Here is a 22,603-nt window from a genome sequence, read left to right on the forward strand (position 1 = left end):
CATGGCGGTGCAAATAGCGGTCATCGATGATTGGCAAGGCGTGGCGCAAGACGTGGTGGACTGGTCGCCGCTGGACAGCGTCGGCCAGGTGACTTTTCTCCACGACTACCCCGCCGATCACGACACCCTCGTCTCGCGCCTGCAAGGCTTCGATGTCATTTGCGTGATGCGCGAACGGACCCGTTTCGATGAAGCACTGCTACGTCGCCTGCCCAATCTCAAGCTGTTGCTGACCGGTGGGATGCGCAACGCTGCGCTCGATCTCAAGGCCGCCGCGGCGCTGGGTATCCAGGTCTGCGGCACCGACAGCTACAAGCACGCCGCGCCCGAACTGACCTGGGCACTGCTCATGGCCCTGACACGCAACCTGGTCCCTGAAGCCAACGCGTTGCGTGCCGGGCTGTGGCAACAGGGCCTGGGCGGCGATCTGCATGGCAAGACACTGGCGATCCTTGGCCTCGGCAGCATCGGTACGCGCGTGGCGCAGTTCGGCCAAGTGTTCGGCATGCGGGTAATCGCCTGGAGCGCGAACCTGACCGCCGAACGAGCCGCCACGGCCGGCGTGACCTATGTCGACAAGCAAACGTTGTTCGAGCAGGCCGACGTCCTTTCGATTCATCTGGTGCTCAGCGACCGCACCCGCGGCCTGGTGGATGCCCAGGCGCTGGGCTGGATGAAGCCTGAGGCGCTGCTGGTCAATACGGCTCGCGGGCCGATCGTTGATGAAGTCGCACTGATCGATGCCCTGGAGCACAAGCGTCTGGCCGGTGCGGCGCTGGACGTCTTCGCCGAGGAACCGCTGCCATCCGGTCACCCGTTTCGGACCCTGGACAATGTTCTGGCGACCCCTCACGTGGGTTATGTCAGCCGACAGAACTATCAGCAGTTCTACGGGCAGATGATCGAGGATCTGCAGGCTTGGGCGGCCGGCAAACCGATTCGGGTGTTGACCCCCACAATCTGAAAATCCGCGAGTACCCTGTGGGAGCGAGCTTGCTCGCGATAGCGGTGGGCCAGTCGCACAATCATGACCTGACACACCGCTATCGCGAGCAACCTCGCTCCCACAATGGGGCATGCAAGCGCTCGTACTGAAAGCCATCAAAACGCCTCCATCCCGCCCGCCCCTTAATGGTGCGCAGCGCCGCTGAACCGCGCACGGGATTGAACCGTCGCCCTTCCCCTACACCCTGCATATTTCAAACAAGCTGCATTTCGTCGGCTCGAATCCCCCTACGTCGTGTAAGACATTGCCGACAATAAGTGTGATTGTCCGACAATTCGACGAAGCGAACCGCACCGCTCTAGCTTCTGACCTAGACTGCCGAACCGAGGGGAAAACCGACCGGTCATCAGGAGGAAAAAAAGTCGAAACTTTTCGCAACGGCGACAGGTCAGGTTAGAGGAAGGGCAACAACGGCTGGAGCATTCCTTGCAACGGCCCCCTCACCTGATTCGCTTCGCCGCATTGGGCAGCGCTTTGCTCTCCTTGCGTAGCGCTTGTGCGCCTGGCCGCAGGATTCGGCCAATGAAACAACAGCTCTGGCGCTTGCCGGAAACAGATCGAGAAATAGGAGTTATTTATGATCAGTGCTGCCTTGGAACCACAGCAAGTCCGTTCTCAACTACCGCCGGCGGCCGAATCGCCGATGGCACCGGTGTTGGCCACCGGAGGCAAGGCACTGCTACCTGTCGTTCGACAGAACCCAAATCGCAAGAAAATCCTGTTCGTGACGTCGGAAATCGCCGACCTGGTCAAGACCGGCGGCCTGGGTGACGTCTCTTCCGCCCTGCCCCGCGCCATGGCCGGTTTGCACGACGTGCGGATATTGATCCCCGGCTACCCGCAAGTCATGAACAGCGGCAATCCCATTCATATCATCGGCGAACTGGGTGGCCACGCAGCGCTTCCTCCTTGCAAGATCGGTCGCATGGACATGGCCGACGGCTTGGTGATCTACGTACTGATCTGCCCCGAACTCTACGCTCGCGAAGGTTCCCCTTACGGCGCCAACAACGGCCGCGACTGGCCTGACAACCACATCCGCTTCGCCCGCCTGGGCCTGGCCGCCGCCGACATCGCCGCCAACCTGGCGCAGATCCACTGGTGCCCCGATCTGGTCCACGCCCACGATTGGCCAGCCGGGCTGGCGCCGGCCTATATGCACTGGCGCGGCCAACGCACCCCGACCCTGTTCACTATCCACAACCTGGCGTACCAGGGCGTGGTCAGCCTCGCGTCCTGCCCTGAATTGGGTATCCCGGAACATGCGCTGCAACAGGAAGGCATGGAGTTCTACGGCAAGCTGTCGTTCCTCAAGGCCGGCATGGCGTATTCGAGCCACATCACCACGGTCAGTGCCACCTACGCCCAGGAAATCACCACGCCGGCGTTCGGCTGCGGCCTCGACGGATTCCTTGCTTCCAAGACGCAACAAGGCCTGCTCAGCGGCATCCCCAACGGCATCGATGAAAGCTGGGATTCGGCCACCGATTCCCACTTGCTGCGCCAGTTTTCCATAGGCGATTGGGATGGCAAGGCCGCCAACGCCGCCCATGTGCGCGACCTGTTCGGCCTGGAGGATTCTACCGGCCCGCTGTTTGCCGTGGTGTCGCGCCTGGTCTACCAGAAAGGCCTGGACCTGACCGAAGCCGTCGCCGAGTTCATCGTCGAGTCCGGCGGGCAGATCGCAATCATCGGTCGTGGCGAGCCGGAAGAAGAACAAGCCATGCGCGAACTGGCGCTGCGCTTCCCCGGGCGCATCGGCGTGCGTATCGGCTTCAACGAGACCGACGCGCGACGGATGTTCGCCGGCAGCGATTTCCTGCTGATGCCTTCGCGCTACGAGCCCTGCGGCCTGAGCCAGATGTACGCCCAACGCTTCGGCTCGCTGCCCGTTGCACGCAACACCGGCGGGTTGGCGGACACCATCGAGGACGGCATCACCGGTTTCCTGTTCGATGAATCGACCGTGGACAGCTACAAACAGGCCTTGGGCCGCGCGTTCAAGGTCTTCGAATTCCCCGAACTGCTCAATGCCATGCGCTGCCGCGCGATGTCGGCGCCCTTCAACTGGAGCAAGGCCGTGGAGCCCTACGCCGAGCTCTATGAACAACTGGTCGCTAAATCATTGGGAAAATCGGCTAGACAATGAGGTAACCGATGCCGTCAAGGATGCCTGAAACCCGGACCCACGGCGCGGTCTTGCTTGATCCAGAGCACACCCGTTTCGCCCTGTGGGCCCCTGATGCGTTTTACGTCAGTGTCGAACTCGACACTGGAGAATCCATACCGATGCTGCCCCAGGCCAATGACTGGTTCATGATCCAGGCCCGTTGCCCCGCCGGCACTCGCTACCGCTACAACATCGACGGGGAACTGGAAGTGCCTGACCCGGCTTCCCGGTCCCAGGACGGCGATATCGACCGCCACAGCGTGGTGGTCGACCCCCATGCTTATCAATGGCGTCACACCAGTTGGTGCGGTCGCCCCTGGTACGACGCCGTCATCTACGAACTGCACGTCGGCGCCCTCGGCGGTTTCGAAGGCGTTGAGCAACAACTGGCGCGCCTGGCCGGGCTTGGCGTGACCGCCATCGAACTGATGCCGCTGGCGCAGTTTCCCGGCGATCGCAATTGGGGCTACGACGGCGTACTGCCCTACGCTCCCCAGGCCTCCTACGGCACGCCGGACCAGCTCAAGCACCTGATCGACAGCGCCCATGGCCATGGGCTGGCCGTCATCCTCGACGTGGTCTACAACCACTTCGGCCCCGACGGCAATTACCTGCACCGCTACGCCAAGGGGTTCTTTCGCGAAGACAAGCACACGCCCTGGGGCGCGGCGATCGATTTCCGGCGCCGCGAGGTCCGCGATTTCTTCATCGACAACGCGCTGATGTGGCTGCTGGAGTACCGTTTCGACGGCCTGCGCCTGGACGCCGTGCACGCCATCGAAGATCCCGATTTCCTGCAAGAACTGGCCGCCCAGGTGCGTCAGCAGGTGGACCCGACGCGGCATGTCTGGTTGACCGTCGAGAACGAACACAACCAGGCCAGCCTGCTGGAACAGGGTTACGACGCCCAGTGGAACGATGATGGGCACAACGCCCTGCACGTCCTGCTGACGGGCGAGACCGATGCCTATTACGCCGACTACGCCGAGCAACCGACGGAAAAACTCGCACGCTGCCTGAGCCAGGGCTTTGTGTTCCAGGGCCATACCAACCGCCATGGCGAATCCCGTGGCGAACCCAGTGGCCACCTGCCGCCGAGCGCGTTCGTGCTGTTCCTGCAGAACCACGACCAGATCGGCAACCGGGCCCTCGGCGAGCGCTTGCATCAACTGGCCGCGCCGCAGGCCCTGCAAGCCGCGACGGCGTTGTTGCTGCTGTCGCCGATGATTCCGTTGATGTTCATGGGCGATGAAGTCATCGCCGACCAACCCTTCCTGTTCTTCACCAGCCACCACGGTGAACTGGCGGAGCTGGTGCGCGAAGGCCGACGCAACGAGTTCAAGGCGTTCAGCGCCTTTGCCGACCCCGAAAAACGCGCGCGAATCCCTGATCCGAACGCGGCCAGCACCTACGAGGCCTCGCGACCCACCCTTGAAGCACACCAGCCGGAGCAACTGGCCTGCGAGGCGCTTTATCGCCAGTTGCTGAAAATCCGTCGTGAGCAAATCGTCCCGCGCCTGCCCGCTGCCCATGCCCTGGGTGCCGAGGTGCTGGGGCATGGCGCGGTGAGCGCACGCTGGCAACTGGGCGACGGCAGTGTGCTGCGTATCGACCTGAACCTCAGTGACCAGGCCGTTGAACACAGCGCACCTCACGAGGCACAGATTCTTTTCGAACATCCACCGCAGGCCATGGGTCTGTTGCAACAGGGGGTTCTCACACCCCATAGCGCGCTGGTCAGTCTGACGCAAGCGGCCACCTTGCCCACAATTACTGGAGAGCGCCTATGAGCGATGCGCAACTGGAAATCCTCGCCGGCCGAGCGGGCCTGGCGGTGGACTGGATCGATGCCAATGGCCGAGCCCAGAAAGTATCACCGGCTGTGTTGCGCTCGGTCCTGACCGGCCTGGGTCATCCCGCTGGCAGCGCCCAGGAAATCGATGCCAGCCTGCTGCAGTTGCAGGAAGATCAACAGAACCATCGCCTGCCCCCGCTGATCACGGCGGATGTCGGGGTCAATGTCGATTTGAGTCGCTATTTCGAGCCCGGTACGCCTTGCGAAATCCAGCTTGAGGACGGCGCGACACTGAATTCGAAACTCGATGCCGCTGCCGCCTTGCCGGGGATCGTGCCGGTGGGTTACCAGCATGTCAGCATCCAGGGCCAGCATTTCACCCTGGCCGTGGCGCCGGCCCGCTGCTACAGCGTGGCGGATGCGGTCGACGACCCGACGCCACGGGCCTGGGGCCTGAGTGCCCAGCTGTATTCGCTGCGCCGCCCGGGTGACGGCGGCTTCGGCGACACCCAGGCCTTGGAAGAATTGGCGCGGGTGGCCGGCGAACGGGGTGCCGACGCCCTGGCCATCAGCCCGATGCATGCGATGTTCAGCAGCGATACCGGACGCTACAGCCCCTATTCACCGTCCAGCCGGTTGTTCCTCAACAGCCTGTACGCCGCGCCCGGCACCATCCTGGGCGAGCGGGCGCTGCGCACGGCCATCGACGCCACGGGCCTGGCCAACCAACTGCAGAATCTTGAACAACAGCCGCTCATCGATTGGCCGGTGGCCGCCGAGGCCAAGCAACGCATCCTTCGTGCCTTGTACGACGGTTTCAGCCAGGGCGAGCATCCACTGCATGAGGATTTCAGCAGCTTTCGCCACAGCAGTGGCGAAGCGCTGGAAAACCATTGCCGCTTCGAAGCCCTCCAGGCCGATCGCGCCGCCCGGGGCGAAAGCCTCGACTGGCGCCAGTGGCCCGCAGAATGGCGCGATCCGCGCAGCGCCGCGATCGCCCGTTTCGCCGAGGAAAACGCCGATGAAATCGGCTTCTACGCCTTCTGCCAATGGTTGATCGCCCGTTGCCTGGAGCGCGCCCAGAGCGCCGCCAAGTCCAGCGGCATGGGCGTCGGCCTGATCGCCGACCTGGCGGTGGGTGCCGACGGCGGCGGCAGCCAGGCCTGGAGCCGGCAAGACGAATTGCTCGCGTCGCTCACCGTCGGCGCACCGCCCGATATCCTCAATCGCTCGGGCCAGGGCTGGGGCATTTCGGCCTTCTCCCCCGAAGGGCTGGTACGCAATGGTTTCCGTGCGTTCATCGAGATGTTGCGGGCCAATTTCGCCCACGCGGGTGGCTTGCGCATCGACCACATCATGGGCCTGCAACGGTTGTGGGTGATCCCCAACGACGCGCCCCCCACCGACGGCGCCTACCTCTATTACCCCATCGATGACCTGCTGCGCCTGTTGGCCCTGGAGTCCCATCGTCACCAGGCCATCGTCCTGGGCGAAGACCTCGGCACCGTGCCCGATGGCCTGCGGGACAAGCTCATTGCCCGCTCCATCCTGGGCATGCGCGTGCTGCTGTTCGAGCAGGACAATACCCACTTCAAGCCCATCCTCGATTGGCCGGACAACGCCCTGGCGACCACCAGCACCCATGACCTGCCCACGCTCAATGGCTGGTGGCACGGCCATGACATCGATTGGAACGCCCGGCTGGACTTGATCGACTCCCACACCGAGATGGATTGGCGCCGGCACCGCGAGCGTGAACGCGACGGGCTGCGCAACGCGCTGAACCAGGATCCGCAGAATTTTCGCGAGGAACATCGCGAAACCGACCAGGTGCTGGACGCCAGCGTGCGTTTCCTCGGCCATACCCGCGCGCCGCTGGTGCTGCTGCCGCTCGAGGATGCCCTGGGCGTCGAAGAACAGGCCAACCTGCCCGGCACCACCGACACCCACCCTAATTGGCGGCGGCGCCTGGCGTTGGACAGCCGGGCGCTGCTGGACAACCCGGACGCCGCGCGGCGTCTGGAAATACTCGCCTGCGCGAGACTTCAGGCGAACGAGCGTGACCGATGAACCAGACATTGATTCAACCGCTGCGGGCGACCTTGCGCCTGCAATTTCATAAAGGTTTCACCCTGGACGATGCCATCGCCCAGGTGCCGTACTTCGCTTCCCTGGGTATCAGCCATCTCTATGCTTCGCCGCTGCTCAAGGCCCGCGCCGGGTCCATGCACGGCTACGACGTGGTCGATCCGACCCAGGTCAACCCGGAACTCGGTGGCGAAGCCGCGCTCAGGCGCCTGGTGGCCACCTTGCGCGAGCATCGGATGGGCCTGATCCTCGACATCGTGTCCAATCACATGGCCGTTGGCGGCAATGACAACCCTTGGTGGCTCGACCTGCTGGAATGGGGGCGCCTGAGCCCTTATGGCGAATTCTTCGACATCCAGTGGCATTCACCCGACCCGCTGATGGAAGGCCAGTTGCTGTTGCCTTTCCTCGGGAGCGACTACGGCGTGGCCTTGCAGGAAGGCACCCTGAAACTGCGCTTCGACGCCGGTCAAGGCAGCTTCTTCGTCGAGCATTATGAACACCGCTTTCCCATTTGCCCGATGCAGTACGGCGAGCTGCTCAAACCCTCGGACACTCTGCCACCGGAACAGGTCGACTCGCTCAGGGCGCTGGCCGAGCGTTTCACCACGCTGAACTACCAGACCGATGCCCATTCCCTGGCCCAGCCCCTGCAACAGGACCTGCGAGACCTGGCTTGCGAGCCGGGCATCCTTGGCGCGATCGAAGACAACCTGCGCGGTTATGATTCGCTGGAGCCCGAAGGTTTCGACCGCCTGCATCAGCTACTGGAACGCCAAAGCTACCGCCTCGCCAGTTGGCGCACGGCGGCGGATGACATCAACTGGCGGCGCTTTTTCGATGTCAACGAACTGGGTGGCCTGCGGGTCGAACGCCCGGCGGTATTCGAGGCAACCCATGCGAAGATCTTCGAGCTGATCGCCGAAGGCTTGGTCGACGGCCTGCGGATCGACCACATCGACGGCCTGGCCGACCCTCGCGGTTACTGCCGCAAACTGCGCCGGCGCGTCGACTCGCTGTCGCCCTCGCGACACCTGCCGATTTTCGTCGAGAAGATCCTCGGCGATGACGAAACGCTGCGCCGCGACTGGAAGGTCGATGGCAGCACCGGCTATGAGTTCATGAACCAGATTTCGCTGCTGCAGCATGACCCGGCCGGTGCCGAGCGCCTCGCCGAATTCTGGAGCCGACACAGCGAACGGCCCGCCCACTTCATCGAAGAAGCCCGCCTGGCCCGCCAGCAGATTCTCAACGGTTCCCTGGCCGGGGATTTCGAGAGCGTCGCCCAGGCGTTGCTGCAAGTGGCCCGGGACGACGTGATGACCCGCGACCTGACCCTCGGCGCGATTCGCCGGGCGTTGCAGGAATTGATCGTGCATTTCCCGGTGTATCGCACCTACATCAGCCCCTTGGGTCGCTCCGCCGAGGACGAAGTATTTTTCCAGAAGGCCCTTGAAGGCGCCCGGCAAACCCTCAGCGAAGCCGACTGGCCCGTGCTCGATTGCCTGGCCGACTGGCTCGGCGGCATGCCTTGGCGCCAACGCCCGAGAGGGAGCCAGCGTAAACGCCTGCGGCATGCCTGCGTGCGCTTCCAGCAGCTCACCTCGCCAGCCGCCGCCAAGGCGGTCGAGGACACCGCGCTCTATCGCTCGGCGGTGCTGCTGTCACGCAACGACGTGGGCTACAACACCGAACGGTTCAGCGCGCCGGCGCAGGAGTTCCACGACGCCTGCATCGAACGGCTCAAGCATTTCCCTGACAACCTGATCACCACCGCCACCCACGACCACAAGCGCGGCGAGGACACCCGTGCCCGGCTGGCGGTGATCAGCGAACGTCCGGACTGGTACACCACGTGCGTGGAGCAATGGCGCATCCTCTCGCCGTCACTGCACAGCGACCCTGCGGCGCCATCGGCCGGTGATGAACTGATCCTCTACCAGGCGCTGCTCGGCAGTTGGCCGCTGGACCTCGACCTGCAGGACCAGAAAGCCCTGGGCGGCTACGCCGAACGCCTGTGGCAATGGCAGCGCAAGGCGCTGCGCGAGGCCAAGCTGCAAAGCAGTTGGGCGGCGGTCAACGACGCCTACGAGCAAGCCACCCAGATGTTCCTAGAACGGCTGCTGCTGTGCGATGAAGGCCTGCCATTGCGTTGCGCCATCGCCGAAGCCGTCCAGGCCATTGCTCCGGCAGGCGCCCTCAACAGCCTGGCGCAAACTTTGCTGCGCATGACCGTACCCGGCGTGCCGGACCTGTACCAGGGCAACGAGTTCTGGGACTTCAGCCTGGTGGATCCCGACAACCGCCGCCCGGTGGATTTCACGGCCCGCCGCGAGGGGATGCAGGCCGAGAGCTCACCCGTGACGCTGCTGCGCGACTGGCGCGACGGCCGGATCAAGCAAGCGCTGATCGCGCGCACGCTGGCCCTGCGGTCCGAGTACCCGCAACTGTTCCGCCAGGGCAGCTACCAGCCGCTCTCGGTGCTGGGTGAACACGCCGGGCGGGTATTGGCCTTCATGCGCGAACACGAGCAGCAACGGGCGATCGTGGTGGTACCGATTCATACGGCCAGCCTGCTGGAAAACAGTGCCCTGCCCCAGGTCACTGCATCGGACTGGGGCGATACCCGCGTGTCGTTACCGTTTGCCGCCGAGGACGAAAAACTGAAGGGACTTTTTGCAAGCGCAACAGTCACACCCCAAAGGGAGCTGATGGTCAGCGCCGCGCTGGGGGATTTCCCGGTCAATGTCTTTATCCAATCTTGAGTCAAGTCAGGAGCACTGCGATGAGTACCGACGATAAACGCATTCGTGAATTTGCCTACCAGATCTGGGAGTCCGAGGGTAAGCCCGCCGGGCAGGAAAAGCGTCACTGGGAGATGGCGCGCAAACTGGCGGAAGCCGAAGCCCTGGCACCGAGCAAACCGCCCAAGGCTGCGAGCAAAACCGCCGCCAGCAAAACGGATGGCACCAAGCCCGCCGCGGCCAAGAGCCCCGCTGCCAAGGCCGCCACGAAAAGCACGACGCCCAAGGCCAAACCTGCTGCGAAACCTTCCGCAGCAACCGCAGCGGTGGTCCCGCCTGCTGACAAGGCCCCAGCGAAAAAGCCACGAGCGGCGCGCAAACCACCAGCGGTCTGATCCACCGAACTCATCGTTTTCAATCCTGTCCTTCTTTCAGCGAAGGGGCTCTCTTGTGGCCTGGGGATTCGTCTCCTCGCTACAAGCATCGGGCACCACCCTGCCCCACGTGCACCGCATTACCGAATCTGTTTTTTGCAGGAGCAACTATGACCCGTCCAAAGAAAACCACGCCGCCGCCCGTTATCGAGGCCTCGCGGATTCGTGAGGGGCTGCCGTTTCCACTCGGTGCGACCTGGGATGGCCTGGGGGTCAATTTCGCGTTGTTCTCAGCCAACGCCACCAAGGTCGAACTGTGTATTTTCGATGACGCCGGCGAAGTCGAGCTCGAGCGTATCGAACTGCCGGAATACACCGATGAGATCTACCACGGGTATCTACCAGACGCGCATCCCGGACTTATCTACGGTTATCGGGTCTATGGCCCTTATGACCCGGAGAATGGCCATCGCTTCAATCCCAACAAGTTGCTGATCGACCCCTATGCCAAACAATTGGTTGGCGAGCTGAAGTGGTCTGAAGCGCTGTTCGGCTACACCATCGGCCACCCGGACGGCGACCTCAGCTTCGATGAGCGCGACAGCGCCCCGTTCGTGCCCAAATGCAAGGTCATCGACCCGGCCCATACGTGGGGCCACGATCACCGGGTCACCGTACCGTGGGACAAGACCATCCTGTATGAAACCCATGTGCGCGGCTTCACCATGCGCCACCCTTCGGTGCCGGAGAACCTGCGAGGCACGTTCGCCGGCCTGATGGTCGACGATGTGCTCGAACACATTCGCAAGCTGGGCGTGTCCTCGGTGGAGCTGTTGCCCATCCACGCCTTCGTCAACGACCAGCACCTGCTGCACAAAGGCATGACCAACTATTGGGGCTACAACAGCATTGCCTTCTTTGCTCCAGACCCGCGTTACCTGGCCAGCGGCAAGATCGCCGAATTCAAGGAACTGGTCGCGCACATGCACGAGGCCAACCTGGAAGTCATCCTCGACGTGGTCTACAACCACACCGCTGAGGGCAACGAGCAAGGCCCGACCCTGTCCATGCGCGGCATCGACAATGCCTCGTACTACCGGCTGATGCCCGACGACAAACGCTATTACATCAACGATTCCGGCACCGGCAACACGCTGGACCTGAGCCACCCCTGCGTGCTGCAGATGGTCACCGACTCCCTGCGCTATTGGGCCACGGAAATGCATGTAGACGGTTTCCGCTTCGACCTGGCGACCATCCTCGGCCGTTACCATGACGGGTTCGACGAGCGCCACAGTTTCCTCGTTGCCTGTCGACAGGACCCCGTGCTGCGCCAGGTGAAAATGATCGCCGAACCTTGGGACTGTGGTCCTGGCGGCTATCAGGTCGGACGTTTCCCGCCGGGTTGGGTCGAATGGAACGACAAATTCCGCGACACCGTGCGCGCCTTCTGGAAAGGCGACGACGGCCAACTCGCCGACTTCGCCAGCCGCATGACGGCTTCGGGCGAGATGTTCAACCAGCGCGGGCGCCGTCCGTACGCCTCGGTGAACTTCGTGACCGCCCACGATGGCTTCACGTTGCATGACCTGGTGTCCTACAACGATAAACACAACGAAGCCAACGACGAGAACAATCAGGACGGCAGCAACAACAACCTGTCCTGGAACCACGGCGTGGAAGGTCCGACGGACGATCCGCAGATCAACGCCCTGCGGCATCGGCAGATGCGCAACTTCTTCTCGACCCTGCTGCTGGCCCAAGGCACTCCGATGATTGTCGCCGGGGACGAATTCGCCCGCACCCAACATGGCAACAACAACGCTTACTGCCAGGACAGCGAGATCGGCTGGGTCAACTGGGACCTTAGCCAGGATGGCGAGGCGCTGCTCAAGTTCGTCAAGCGCTTGATCAAGCTGCGCCTGACCTATCCGATCCTGCGGCGCGGACGCTTTCTCGTGGGCAATTACAACGAGGACATCGGCGTCAAGGACGTCACCTGGCTGGCCCCCGATGGCAGCGAGATGACCATTGAGCAATGGCAGGACAGCCACGGTCGCTGCCTGGGCATGCTGATGGACGGCCGCGCCCAGGAAACCGGCATCCGCCGCAAAGGGGGCGACGCCACGTTGCTGCTGGTGGTCAATGCGCACCACGACATCGTCAATTTCCGCCTGCCGGAGGTGCCCGAAGGCAGTTTCTGGACCTGCATGGTGGACACCAACCAACCCTTGGTGCGCGGCCAGGAGCGTTTTGAATTTGATTGCGAATATTCAGTGACCGGACGTTCGCTATTGTTGTTCGAATTGCAACGCGAAGAAGAGGAATAAGCGCAGGCAATAGGCGGCGACAAGCCGGCGGAAACCGCAAGGACGCGATTCCTGTCGCAATGCAGCACAGTTCGAACGCAAAAAATGCAGTTCAGATACACATTCCGACGCGACGAAACCGCCAGTATGGTCAATACTTTCCCTGCGCGAAGCTCCAGGACTCGGATCAGCGCAAATCACAGTCAGGCCCTTACGGGCAACAATGGGCGGCCGGCCCACTGTGTGACTGCACGATTGAACACGACAAGGACGTACTCCGATGAAACCAGCCTCTCATTCGCAAGGCCGGCAGCACCCGCAGATATGGAACAGCTCGCCGCAACTGGCCGACATTCCCATCATCAGTACCCAGACCTTAATCCCATCAGGCGCCCGCGCGGTCATCCTGGCTCCGCACCCCGGCGATGAGGTCGGTGCCTGCGGTGGCCTCCTCCAATTGCTGAGCAACCTTGGCCAGTCCATGCTGTTGATCTCGGTCACCGACGGCCTTCCAATCCCTCCCGGCTCGCCACTATGGTCCGATGAAAGACTGCGCACGTTTCGCCCGCATCCCCAGGAAAGCGTGGATGCCCTGCATCGCCTGGGCGTACCGTCCCACGGGCTGCAGTGGGTGCGCGGCGGTTTTCCAGAGAAAGGCCTGGCCGAACATGAAGCGCAACTGAGCGCATTCATCCGTCATCACCTGCGACCCGGCGACGTGGTATTCAGCACCTGGCGCATGGATGGCGACAGCGACCACGAGACGGTCGGCCGCGCCGGAGCCCAGGCCGCCGACAATATCGGCGCTGCCTTCAATGAGCTGCCCGTATGGGCCTGGCATTGGCCCGTCCGCGAGCAGAACAAGATACCTTGGCACCGAGCGCGCAAGTTACGCCTGGACGTCTGGACCACCGCCCGCAAGCGTCACGCCATGCATGCCTACACCAGCCAACTGAACGGCGAGCCCGCCAACGGCATCGCACCGCTCGTGCCGCGGGTCATCCTCGACCGCATGGGCATGCCCTATGAAATCGTCTTTATCTGAATCCTGGGACCCGTGGGAGCGAGCCTGCTCGCGAAAGCGGTGGGTCAGTCGAATGAGAAGCTGGCGGGCTATCTCTATCGTCGGAACGCCGCCCGGAGCAAGCTCGCCCCCACCTGGTTTTTTGTCGTTCACAAAACCCTGCCCATCAGAATTCCGGAACTGCCGCAGCCGCCGTCAGTCGCATGAACAGAGACGTCTGATTCAGGAGTGAACGTGACTCGCGATCCCCACTGGCGGGCCGAGGAATCAGTACCGCTGGGAGCGCCCGCGGCGATTCATCGACTGCGTGTTCTGACGGTGAATACACACAAGGGCTTTACGGCCCTGAACCGCCGCTTCATCCTGCCCGAGCTGCGCGAAGCGGTGCGCAGTACGGGCGCCGACCTGGTGTTTCTGCAGGAGGTGCTGGGCGAACACGATCGTCATGCCACGCGTTATGACAATTGGCCCCAGACCTCCCAATACGAATTCCTGGCCGACAGCATGTGGAGCGACTTTGCCTACGGCCGGAACGCGGTATACCCGGACGGCCACCATGGGAATGCACTGCTTTCCAAGTACCCGATCCGCCAGTTCCGCAACCTCGATGTGTCGATCACAGGCCCCGAGCGGCGTGGGCTGCTGCATTGTGTGCTGGACGTGCCGGGCCACGCCGAAGTCCACGGCATCTGCGTGCACCTGAGCCTGCTGGAGAGTCATCGCCAATTACAACTCAAGTTGCTCTGCAAGCTCCTCGACTCCCTCCCAGAAGACGCTCCCGTGATCATCGCGGGTGACTTCAACGACTGGCAATTGCGCGGCAACGTCACCCTCGCCCGCCGCCAGTACCTGCATGAGGCCTTCGAACAGCATCACGGGCGCCCCGCCCGGACCTACCCGGCCAGATTCCCGATGCTGCGGCTGGACCGCATTTACTTGCGCAACGCCACCAGCCATGCCCCGCAAATCCTCGGTAACAAACCTTGGACGCACCTGAGCGATCATTTGCCGCTATCGGTGGAAGTCCATCTGTAGCAACCAGCCCAAGCGCACCGACCTGTAAGATCTGACAGTAGCGAAGCCTTCCGTTCGTTGTTAGCGTGCCTATCCATACAGCGAGCGTTGCCGGGTCCTGTGTGCCATCTGTCGTGCAACCCATGCTGAAACCGGCATGCCATGGATGCCCATGCAGAGGGATAGCACATGAGTCGGCGCGATCGGTATTTCAATCGCTTGTTGAATGTCTTGTGGGTGGCAGCTCCGCTCCTGCTGCCCGTCTCGTCCACCATGGCGGCTTGCACGCTGGTACCCACGGCAGGCGACGACACCTATGTTTGCGACAGCGCACCCGCCGCCGCGGGCCTGACTGACCTGTCGGGAAACAACGACCTGACCGTCTCAGGCAGCGGCCTTATCCAGGGCGACGTTACCTTCAACGCCGGAAACGACCGCATTCTGATCAATGCCAACGGCGTGATCGACGGTGACGTCGAGCAAGGTTCCGAAGAAGACGTGTTCGAAATGAACGGCGGCCAAATTCTGTCCCTGTCACAGGGCGATGGCATCGACAGGTTCCTGATGACCGGCGGCACCATCGTCGGCGCTTTCGAAGACGGCGACGTCGCCAAGATGACCGGTGGCACCATCGGACGAGTGAACATGAAGCTTGATGACAATGTCTTCGACATGTCGGACGGTAATATCATTGGCAACTTGGTGACGGGTTTCGGCCAGGACACCATCATCGTGTCGGGAGGACGCATTGGCGGCAACATCAGTGTCAGCGATGGCGATGACAGCATCAGCGTGAGCGGTGGTGAGATCGTTGGTGAAGTCCGCACCAGCCTTGGCAGTGACCGATTGGAGTGGAGCGGCGGTCTGATCCGCTCGGCCATTTTGATGGGCGACGGCAACGACACAGCGTCGTTGCGCACCCTCGATGAGGCGGTGTTGAGCGTCACGCCACGGGTAGACGGCGGGTTGGGCCAGGACGCTCTTACGCTTGAGGGCACCACTTCGAGCATGGGCGCCCGCTATGTCAATTTTGAGACCGTCAAGCTTTCCCAGGGCTCACGCCTGGACCTGGGCGATACGCTTGTTCTGGGCGACAGCACGACCGGCACGGGGGTGGTTGAAATCGACAGCAGCAGCGTGCTGACAGCGACTCAAGGCATCATCGCGCCGTTCACCGCAGGGCAGATGACCACACTCGACAACGCCGGGACAATTGATCTTGCCAGCGGTAACACCCGCACCAACGATACCCTCACCGTGCAAGGCAATTACGCAGGCAACGGCGGCCAGTTGCGCCTGCAAACGGTGCTAGGGGCCGATGACTCACCGAGCGACAAACTGATCGTCAACGGTGGCATGCTCACTGGCAGCACGGCCATTACCGTCACGAACCTGGGGGGCTCCGGTGCCTTGACCGCCCAGGACGGCATCGAGCTCGTCCAGGCCCAGGGGGGTGCCGTCAGCGACAGCAGTGCCTTCTCCTTGGCGCAATCGGTCTCGGCGGGCGCGTTTGATTACCGGCTGTTCAAGGGCGGCGTGACCGGCAATGCCAACAATTGGTACCTGCGCTCAACGGTAGTGGCCGGCCCGGTGGCCGCGCCCAGCCCAACGCTGCCGCCCTTGCCAGTCGCCGTACCAGGCGCCGCGCCGATTCCGCTGTATCGCCCGGAAGTACCGACCTGGTCGGTATTGCCCCCGGCGGCGGCGCAACTGACGCTGATGGCCCTGGGCACGTTCCATGATCGCCAGGGCGATCAACGCCTGCTGACGGAAACCGGCGCGTTTGGCGCGGGTTGGGGCCGAGCTTATGGCAAGGACCTCGATCAGACCTGGGCCGGCACGGTTTCACCGCGGCTCGACGGCTCCATCAAAGGCTTCCAGGTGGGTCACGATCTGTATGCCGCGCCGACCTCTGGCGAGCAGACCCAGCGCATCGGCTTCTTTGTCGGGCATACGGAGTTGAACGGCAACGTCGACGGCTTCAACCTCGGTTTCGAAGGTCGGCGCGCCGGCAAGGTCGAGCTCGACGGTGACAGCTATGGCCTCTACTGGACCCTGATCGATCCCTCCGGTGGTTACGTCGATACGGTGGTGATGGGCACTCGCTTGAACGGCGATAATCGCTCTGAACGCGGGGTAAAAATCGACAACCGTGGGCATGCCTTGACCCTGTCGGCGGAGGCTGGCTATCCGTTTGCAGTCGCTGGCGGCTGGGTCCTCGAACCCCAGGCCCAGATCATCCATCAGACAATCTCCCTGGACAGCCAGGACGATGGGATTTCCAAGGTCGAGTTCGATTCCGACAGCACCTGGACCGGACGCCTGGGCGCGCGGCTCAAAGGCTCTTATCGAGTCAGCGGCATGCCCGTCGAGCCCTATCTGCGAGCGAACATCTGGCACACTTTTGTGGGCACCGATGCGGTGACATTCGACGACACCCAACGCATCGAGACCGAACAACGGGCCTCCACGGCGGACTTGGGCGTCGGTGTCATCGTGAGCCTTGCGCCTACGACCAGTGTCTACGCGGGCGTGGACTACAGCAATAACCTCGACAGCAATCAGCAGCGCAGCATGGCTGGAAATGTTGGCGTGCGGATCAGTTGGTGAGACGAGAAAACGAGATTTTGACGCCCGAATAGAGTCGTTTTTATGGACTAAAAATCAATCGGTTAACACCGTGTGATTTCACTCTGCCATTTGTCGGCCAATTTCTTGACGTGACCGCAACGGTCCACTTGACTACAACGTACTACCCCCCGGAACACAGTCAGGGGCAGGCCTCTGGAACCCGCCATCGCGGGCCGCCAGAGGTTTGCCTCATCCCATTCGGTCGCCCCTCATTCGGGGTAGGAGAGACGCCCCAAGCGAGAAATGCATGCGATTGCAAGGCAGACCCCCATGAAAACGTCCCCCCGCCCACAGGAATTGAAAACCACCTTCTGCACCGTCTCGACTTCCTTGTTGCTGTGCTCGTCGATGCAAGTTCAGGCCGAACTGGAAGATCCCCTCACAGCACCCTGGTATGGCCGGACATCCTCCGGCAGCCAGGCGAGCAATGACCCCGTCCCGGGCAGAAGCCCCGCGCTGTTCACCCTGCGAAACGTCAGCGGCCACACCCAGCGCATGGGTCTGATCAGTGGCCAGAGCCAGATCACAGCCAATCGCGGCGGAATGCTCGTACCCCCTGTGCTGGCCGAGCCGGGCCAGGATTCCCTGAGTCTGAAGGGTGAAAACCTTGGCGCTTATTGGAGCCTGACCGGCCCCGCAGGCTGGCACGTCGACCTGAGCGCAAGCGGTGGGCGGATCAATGGCTTCAGCCTGAATGAACAGGGCCAGCGCCAGGCCGCCGAAGGCAGTGCCGTCACATTGTCGGTCGAAGGTGGATTTCCCATCGGCATCAGTGACAACTGGGTGGTCGAGCCCCAGGCACAGTTGATCAATCAACGCGTCAGCCTGGATACGTCTTCCCGTGACGAGCGTGACAGCAGTGAACTGAGCACCTGGAGCGGCCGCGTCGGCGCCCGGCTCAAAGGCAACTATCAAGTCAACGGCCTGGGCGTCGAGCCCTACGTGCGCACGAACCTCTGGCACAGGGTCCAGAGCGCCGACACCCTGAGCCTGGACAAGGTCGACAAGATCAGCAGCAGCCGCAAGTCTTCTACCGTTGAGGTGGGCTTGGGCCTGGTCGCCCGGGTGACGCCGGTGGTAAGCCTGTATGTCAGCGCCGACTACAGCAGTGACGTCGATGACAACGACCTCAACGGCGTCATCGCCAGCCTGGGCGTGCGGATGCGTTGGTAAACGCCCGCCTTTCTCTTCGATGCATTCCCTGCGAGGGAGCAGGCAGCCCGGCCGCCCGCCCCTTGCCGCTTCGAAAACACCTCCATTAAGGCGTATAACGCTAAAAGCGCTGCAGACTGTCAGCCCATGGCTCATTTCATTGATGGAGTAACGATATGACCACAGCCAACCTACTTTCCGATTTATTCCCCAGCGCCACCGATATTCCGCAGGCCTACCGTCTCGGTGACCCGGTCGAACAACGGGAATACCTGGTCGATGGCGTACTGAGAACCTGGCAAGGCCCCCTGGCCACCGTGCGCAGCCCGGTTTACCTGGCAAGCCCCGGTGGCGATGAACAGGTCATCCTCGGCAGCACACCGCTGCTGGATGCCGAGACAGCACTCACCGCGCTCGACGCCGCCGTCCGGGCCTATGATCGCGGCCAAGGCACATGGCCGACGATGCGCGTCGCCGAACGCATCCGTCATGTCGAAACCTTCCTGGCGCGCATGCGTGAGCAACGTGAAGCGGTGGTCAAGCTGCTGATGTGGGAGATCGGCAAGAACCTGAAGGACTCCCAGAAGGAATTCGACCGCACCTGCGACTACATCGTCGACACCATCAATGCCCTCAAGGAACTGGACCGTCGCTCCAGCCGCTTCGAACTGGAGCAGGACACCCTTGGACAGATCCGACGCGTCCCCCTGGGCGTTGCCCTGTGCATGGGCCCCTACAACTATCCGCTGAACGAAACCTTCACCACGCTGATTCCCGCGCTGATCATGGGCAACACCGTGGTATTCAAGCCGGCCAAGCTTGGCGTGCTGCTGATCCGCCCGTTGCTGGAAGCCTTTCGCGACAGCTTTCCGGCCGGGGTCATCAATGTGATCTACGGCAGCGGGCGAGAAACCGTCAGCGCGCTGATGGCCAGTGGCAAGATCGACATCTTCGCGTTCATCGGCACCAACAAAGCCGCCAGCGACCTCAAGAAACTTCATCCGCGCCCACATCGCCTGCGTGCCGCCCTGGGGCTGGATGCCAAGAACCCCGGCCTGGTGCTGCGCGATGTCGACCTGGATAACGCCGTCAGCGAGGCGCTGACCGGTTCGCTGTCATTCAACGGCCAACGCTGCACGGCACTGAAGATTCTGTTTGTTCACGAAGACGTCGCCCCGGCGTTCATCGAGAAATTCAATGCCAAGCTCGCCGCCTTGAAACCCGGGATGCCTTGGGAAGATGGCGTGGCCCTGACGCCGTTGCCGGAAGCCGGCAAGGTCGATTATTTGCATTCGCTGGTGGCCGATGCGATCGCCAAAGGCGCGGGCGTCATGAACCAGCACGGCGGAGAATCCAGGGCTTCGTTCTTCTATCCGGCCGTGCTCTACCCGGTGAACACGGCGATGCGGGTCTATCACGAAGAACAGTTCGGCCCGGTGGTGCCCATCGTGCCGTATCGCGACCTCAACACCGTGATCGATTACGTACTGGAGTCGGACTTCGGCCAGCAACTGAGCATCTTCGGCACCCACCCGGCCGAAGTCGGCAAGCTGGTGGACACCTTTGCCAACCAGGTCGGGCGCATCAACATCAACGCCCAGTGCCAGCGCGGCCCCGACACCTTCCCGTTCAATGGCCGGAAAAACTCCGCCGAAGGCACGTTGTCGGTGCACGATGCCCTGCGCACCTTTTCGATCCGCACATTGGTGGCGACCAAGTTCCAGGAGAACAACAAGGCATTGATCAGCGACATCATCCGGGAACGGGATTCAAACTTCCTGACCACCGATTACATCTTCTGACCGCCTCCGTTGTTCAGGACAGGGCTGCGCGGCGCCACTTGAGGCCCCAGCCCTGCTGCATGCCGGCAGCCGCCAGCAGGATCGCCGCCACGCCCAGCCATTGCAGCGGTTCGAGGCGATGACCGAAGGCGAACCAGTCGACGAAGATCGCCGCGATCGGGTAGATAAAGGACAGCGCGCCCGTCACGGCAGTCGGCAACCGTTGGATCGCGCTGTACAACAGCACGTACATCACGCCCGTGTGAATCATCCCCAAGGCCACCAGGCTGGCCCAGGCTTCTGGCTGCTGCGGCAGCGCCGAGAAATTCGCCCATGGCCCCAGCAGCAATACCCCGGTGCTCACCTGGATCAGCGCGATCAAATGCGGTGGCGTGCCCGTCAGGCGTTTGATGATCAGCGCCGCGATCGCGTACAACAAGGCCGCCCCAAGCGCCAAGGCGATACCCACCAGGTAGTTCCCGCCCCCCTGCCCTTGTTCCCCATGGGCACTGACGATCGCCAGCATCCCGAGAAACGAAACCGCCAGCCAGAACAGCTTCTGCGCCGTGATTTTCTCCCCCAGGAACAACGCCGCCAGCCCCACCAACATGAATGGCTGGACGTTGTAAACCGCCGTACCGATAGCAATCGAAGCGCGGGAATAGGACGCGAACAACAAGACCCAGTTACCGACGATTGCCACGCCGCTGAGCACCGCCAGCAAGAAGGTCGTGCGGGTCAGAATGTCCCGGCGCAAGAAGCCAAGACCCGCGCAAATCAACAGCAGCGTGCCGGCGCCAAACACGCAACGCCAGAACACCACATCCAGCACAGGCTGGCCCGAGACCAGCACGAACCAGCCTATGGTTCCGGAAATCAGCATGGCGGCGGTCATTTCGAGCGAACCGCGGCGTAAGGTCTTGTCCATCTTCGGGCTCCTTCGTTAAGTGAGCACAGTATGCCCATCCACCGGGCCGCTTCTCCATGGCGTGGAAAAGGCTAAACTGGCTTTCCACCTTTTTTATCAAGGCAGCTTCACGTATTTGCCTAACGGAGCCGAAATGACTGACGACATCGACCAAATCCTCATCAGCGCCTTGATGGAAGACTCCCGGCGCTCGCTCAAGGCCCTGGCGAACCTGAGCGGCCTGTCCTCCCCCAGCGTAGCCGAGCGCCTGCGACGACTCGAAGAACGTGGCGTGCTCAGGGGCTACACGGTTGAGGTCGATCCGAAGTGTTTTGGTTATCAGCTACAGGCCATCGTGCGGATTCGTCCGCTGGCGGGGCAGTTGCAGGAGGTGGAGCGACAGATCCAGGCCATCGGTGAATTTACCGAATGCGACAAGGTGACGGGCGAGGACTGTTTCATCGCACGGCTGCATGTACGGTCGATGGAACAGTTGGATGTGTTGCTGGACAAGTTGAATGTGCTTGCGGAGACCAATACGGCAATTGTCAAGAAGACGCCGGTGAAGCGGCGATTGCCGCCGATGGGGTGAGCTTCGTTGGTGGAGGCCGACCTGGTTCAGTGTCGCACCGTGTTTCCGCTGTGGGAGCGAGCTTGCTCGCGAAGAGGCCAGCACATCCGACATCATCATTGGCTGTTACATCGCCTTCGCGAGCAGGCTCGCTCCCACAAGGGACGGCGATGTGCATAAGGGCTGTGACTGCCGTAAACGGATATACACCCCATCCAAACCAAAAAAAACGGCGCCCTCCTTTCGGAAAAGCGCCGTCTCTCAAATCAACAGCTCACCAGGCATTCTGGCAATATCAGTCATCACGCCCCATCAACCCGAACAACTGCAGCAAGCTGACAAACAGGTTGTAGATCGATACATACAGGCTGATGGTCGCCATGATGTAGTTACGCTCGCCGCCATGAATGATCGCGCTGGTCTGATAAAGGATGCAGACCGACGAGAACAGCACGAAGCCGGCGCTGATCGCCAGTTGCAGGCCGCTGATCTGGAAGAAGAAGCTGGCCACTACCGCACCCAGCAACACGAAGAAACCCGCAGTGATGAAACCGCTCAGGAAGCTCATGTCCTTGCGGGAGATCAGCACGTAGGCCGACAGGCCGCCAAACACCAGGGCGGTCATGGCGAAGGCCGAGCTGACCACTTCGGCGCCGCCCTGCATGCCCAGGTAACGGTTGAGGATCGGGCCGAGCAGGTAGCCCATGAAGCCGGTCAGGGCGAAAGCCGAAACCAGGCCCCAGGCCGAATCACGGAGCTTGTTGGTGAGGAAGAAAAGGCCGTAGAAACCGATCAGCACAACGAAGATGTTCGGGTAACCGACACGCATCTGTTGTGCGACGTAGGCCATCACACCGCTGAAAGCGAGCGTGAGTGCCAGCAGGCCATAAGTGTTGCGCAGGACGCGGCTAACTTCTAGCTGCTCAGCCTGCACGCTGTTGTTCACTGCGTAATCCTGTTCGCGCATGGCGACACTCCTCCGGTTTTGAAACATTCAGTGGCAAGGATCATAACAGACGCTCTGTAACAAGCTACGT

General features: G+C 62.2%; 15 protein-coding genes. 13 read left to right on the forward strand and 2 right to left on the reverse strand.

Features of this window, described 5'->3' with window-relative positions; all coding sequences use genetic code 11:
- Position 1: 1 nt before the first annotated feature.
- The 12 genes from M8Q45_RS12765 (at position 2) to M8Q45_RS12820 (ending at position 20,109) form a co-directional block, all read left to right on the forward strand.
- Entirely contained in the window at positions 2-964 is a 963-nt protein-coding gene (locus M8Q45_RS12765; RefSeq protein ID WP_249875051.1) for a D-2-hydroxyacid dehydrogenase family protein, read from the forward strand.
- Positions 965-1,583: 619 nt separating this feature from the next.
- The gene (gene glgA, locus M8Q45_RS12770; protein ID WP_249875052.1) at positions 1,584-3,155 is read left to right on the forward strand and encodes a glycogen synthase GlgA; all 1,572 of its coding nucleotides are present in this window, start codon (positions 1,584-1,586) and stop codon (positions 3,153-3,155) included.
- An 8-nt stretch (positions 3,156-3,163) separates the two neighbouring features.
- Positions 3,164-4,966: a malto-oligosyltrehalose trehalohydrolase gene (treZ, locus tag M8Q45_RS12775; protein WP_249875053.1), complete on the forward strand. Its 1,803-nt coding sequence runs from the start codon at positions 3,164-3,166 to the stop codon at positions 4,964-4,966.
- Complete coding sequence (gene malQ / locus M8Q45_RS12780; RefSeq protein WP_249875054.1) at positions 4,963-7,041, forward strand: 4-alpha-glucanotransferase; 2,079 nt, start codon at positions 4,963-4,965, stop codon at positions 7,039-7,041. The genes treZ and malQ overlap by 4 nt, the downstream gene beginning before the upstream one ends.
- On the forward strand, positions 7,038-9,824 hold the full coding sequence (locus tag M8Q45_RS12785; RefSeq protein WP_249875055.1) for a malto-oligosyltrehalose synthase: 2,787 nt from the start codon (positions 7,038-7,040) through the stop codon (positions 9,822-9,824). The genes malQ and M8Q45_RS12785 overlap by 4 nt, the downstream gene beginning before the upstream one ends.
- 20 nt (positions 9,825-9,844) lie before the next feature.
- A complete protein-coding gene (locus M8Q45_RS12790) occupies positions 9,845-10,198 on the forward strand; it encodes a DUF2934 domain-containing protein (protein WP_249875056.1) in 354 nt (117 codons plus the stop codon).
- 149 nt (positions 10,199-10,347) lie between these two features.
- Positions 10,348-12,507 (forward strand): glycogen debranching protein GlgX, encoded by a 2,160-nt coding sequence (gene glgX / locus M8Q45_RS12795; RefSeq protein WP_249875057.1) that lies wholly within the window; start codon positions 10,348-10,350, stop codon positions 12,505-12,507.
- Between the two features lie 259 nt (positions 12,508-12,766).
- Positions 12,767-13,531: a PIG-L deacetylase family protein gene (locus M8Q45_RS12800; protein WP_249875058.1), complete on the forward strand. Its 765-nt coding sequence runs from the start codon at positions 12,767-12,769 to the stop codon at positions 13,529-13,531.
- Positions 13,532-13,744: 213 nt separating this feature from the next.
- On the forward strand, positions 13,745-14,545 hold the full coding sequence (locus M8Q45_RS12805) for an endonuclease/exonuclease/phosphatase family protein (protein ID WP_249875059.1): 801 nt from the start codon (positions 13,745-13,747) through the stop codon (positions 14,543-14,545).
- Positions 14,546-14,713: 168 nt separating this feature from the next.
- A complete protein-coding gene (locus M8Q45_RS12810) occupies positions 14,714-17,134 on the forward strand; it encodes an autotransporter family protein (protein WP_249875060.1) in 2,421 nt (806 codons plus the stop codon).
- A gap of 291 nt (positions 17,135-17,425) precedes the next feature.
- A complete protein-coding gene (locus M8Q45_RS12815; RefSeq protein WP_249875061.1) occupies positions 17,426-18,328 on the forward strand; it encodes an autotransporter domain-containing protein in 903 nt (300 codons plus the stop codon).
- A gap of 155 nt (positions 18,329-18,483) precedes the next feature.
- A complete protein-coding gene (locus M8Q45_RS12820; RefSeq protein WP_249875062.1) occupies positions 18,484-20,109 on the forward strand; it encodes an NADP-dependent glyceraldehyde-3-phosphate dehydrogenase in 1,626 nt (541 codons plus the stop codon).
- A 13-nt stretch (positions 20,110-20,122) separates the two neighbouring features.
- Here the strand turns inward: M8Q45_RS12820 and M8Q45_RS12825 are convergent, their stop codons facing one another.
- On the reverse strand, positions 20,123-21,016 hold the full coding sequence (locus M8Q45_RS12825) for a DMT family transporter (protein WP_249875063.1): 894 nt from the start codon (positions 21,014-21,016) through the stop codon (positions 20,123-20,125).
- Between the two features lie 133 nt (positions 21,017-21,149).
- Here M8Q45_RS12825 and M8Q45_RS12830 point away from each other — a divergent pair, with 133 nt between their 5' ends.
- Positions 21,150-21,587, forward strand: a complete 438-nt coding sequence (locus tag M8Q45_RS12830; protein WP_181290171.1) for an Lrp/AsnC family transcriptional regulator — start codon at positions 21,150-21,152, stop codon at positions 21,585-21,587.
- Between the two features lie 274 nt (positions 21,588-21,861).
- Here the strand turns inward: M8Q45_RS12830 and M8Q45_RS12835 are convergent, their stop codons facing one another.
- Positions 21,862-22,533 carry a Bax inhibitor-1/YccA family protein gene (locus tag M8Q45_RS12835; protein ID WP_181290172.1) on the reverse strand — a complete coding sequence of 224 codons (672 nt, stop codon included), beginning with the start codon at positions 22,531-22,533 and terminating at the stop codon, positions 21,862-21,864.
- Positions 22,534-22,603 lie beyond the last annotated feature (70 nt).

Origin of the sequence: Pseudomonas sp. T1.Ur, from assembly GCF_023516725.1 — a bacterium.
GTDB classification, from domain to species: Bacteria; Pseudomonadota; Gammaproteobacteria; order Pseudomonadales; family Pseudomonadaceae; genus Aquipseudomonas; species Aquipseudomonas alvandae.

Coding starts and splice junctions, on each gene's coding strand:
- malQ (WP_249875054.1), top strand. CDS start 4,963: ATGAGCGATGCGCAACTGGAAATCCTCGCCGGCCGAGCGGGCCTGGCG.
- treZ (WP_249875053.1), top strand. CDS start 3,164: ATGCCGTCAAGGATGCCTGAAACCCGGACCCACGGCGCGGTCTTGCTT.
- glgX (WP_249875057.1), top strand. CDS start 10,348: ATGACCCGTCCAAAGAAAACCACGCCGCCGCCCGTTATCGAGGCCTCG.
- M8Q45_RS12810 (WP_249875060.1), top strand. CDS start 14,714: ATGAGTCGGCGCGATCGGTATTTCAATCGCTTGTTGAATGTCTTGTGG.
- glgA (WP_249875052.1), top strand. CDS start 1,584: ATGATCAGTGCTGCCTTGGAACCACAGCAAGTCCGTTCTCAACTACCG.
- M8Q45_RS12825 (WP_249875063.1), bottom strand. CDS start 21,016: ATGGACAAGACCTTACGCCGCGGTTCGCTCGAAATGACCGCCGCCATG.
- M8Q45_RS12790 (WP_249875056.1), top strand. CDS start 9,845: ATGAGTACCGACGATAAACGCATTCGTGAATTTGCCTACCAGATCTGG.
- M8Q45_RS12785 (WP_249875055.1), top strand. CDS start 7,038: ATGAACCAGACATTGATTCAACCGCTGCGGGCGACCTTGCGCCTGCAA.
- M8Q45_RS12800 (WP_249875058.1), top strand. CDS start 12,767: ATGAAACCAGCCTCTCATTCGCAAGGCCGGCAGCACCCGCAGATATGG.
- M8Q45_RS12765 (WP_249875051.1), top strand. CDS start 2: ATGGCGGTGCAAATAGCGGTCATCGATGATTGGCAAGGCGTGGCGCAA.
- M8Q45_RS12835 (WP_181290172.1), bottom strand. CDS start 22,533: ATGCGCGAACAGGATTACGCAGTGAACAACAGCGTGCAGGCTGAGCAG.
- M8Q45_RS12815 (WP_249875061.1), top strand. CDS start 17,426: ATGAAAACGTCCCCCCGCCCACAGGAATTGAAAACCACCTTCTGCACC.
- M8Q45_RS12820 (WP_249875062.1), top strand. CDS start 18,484: ATGACCACAGCCAACCTACTTTCCGATTTATTCCCCAGCGCCACCGAT.
- M8Q45_RS12830 (WP_181290171.1), top strand. CDS start 21,150: ATGACTGACGACATCGACCAAATCCTCATCAGCGCCTTGATGGAAGAC.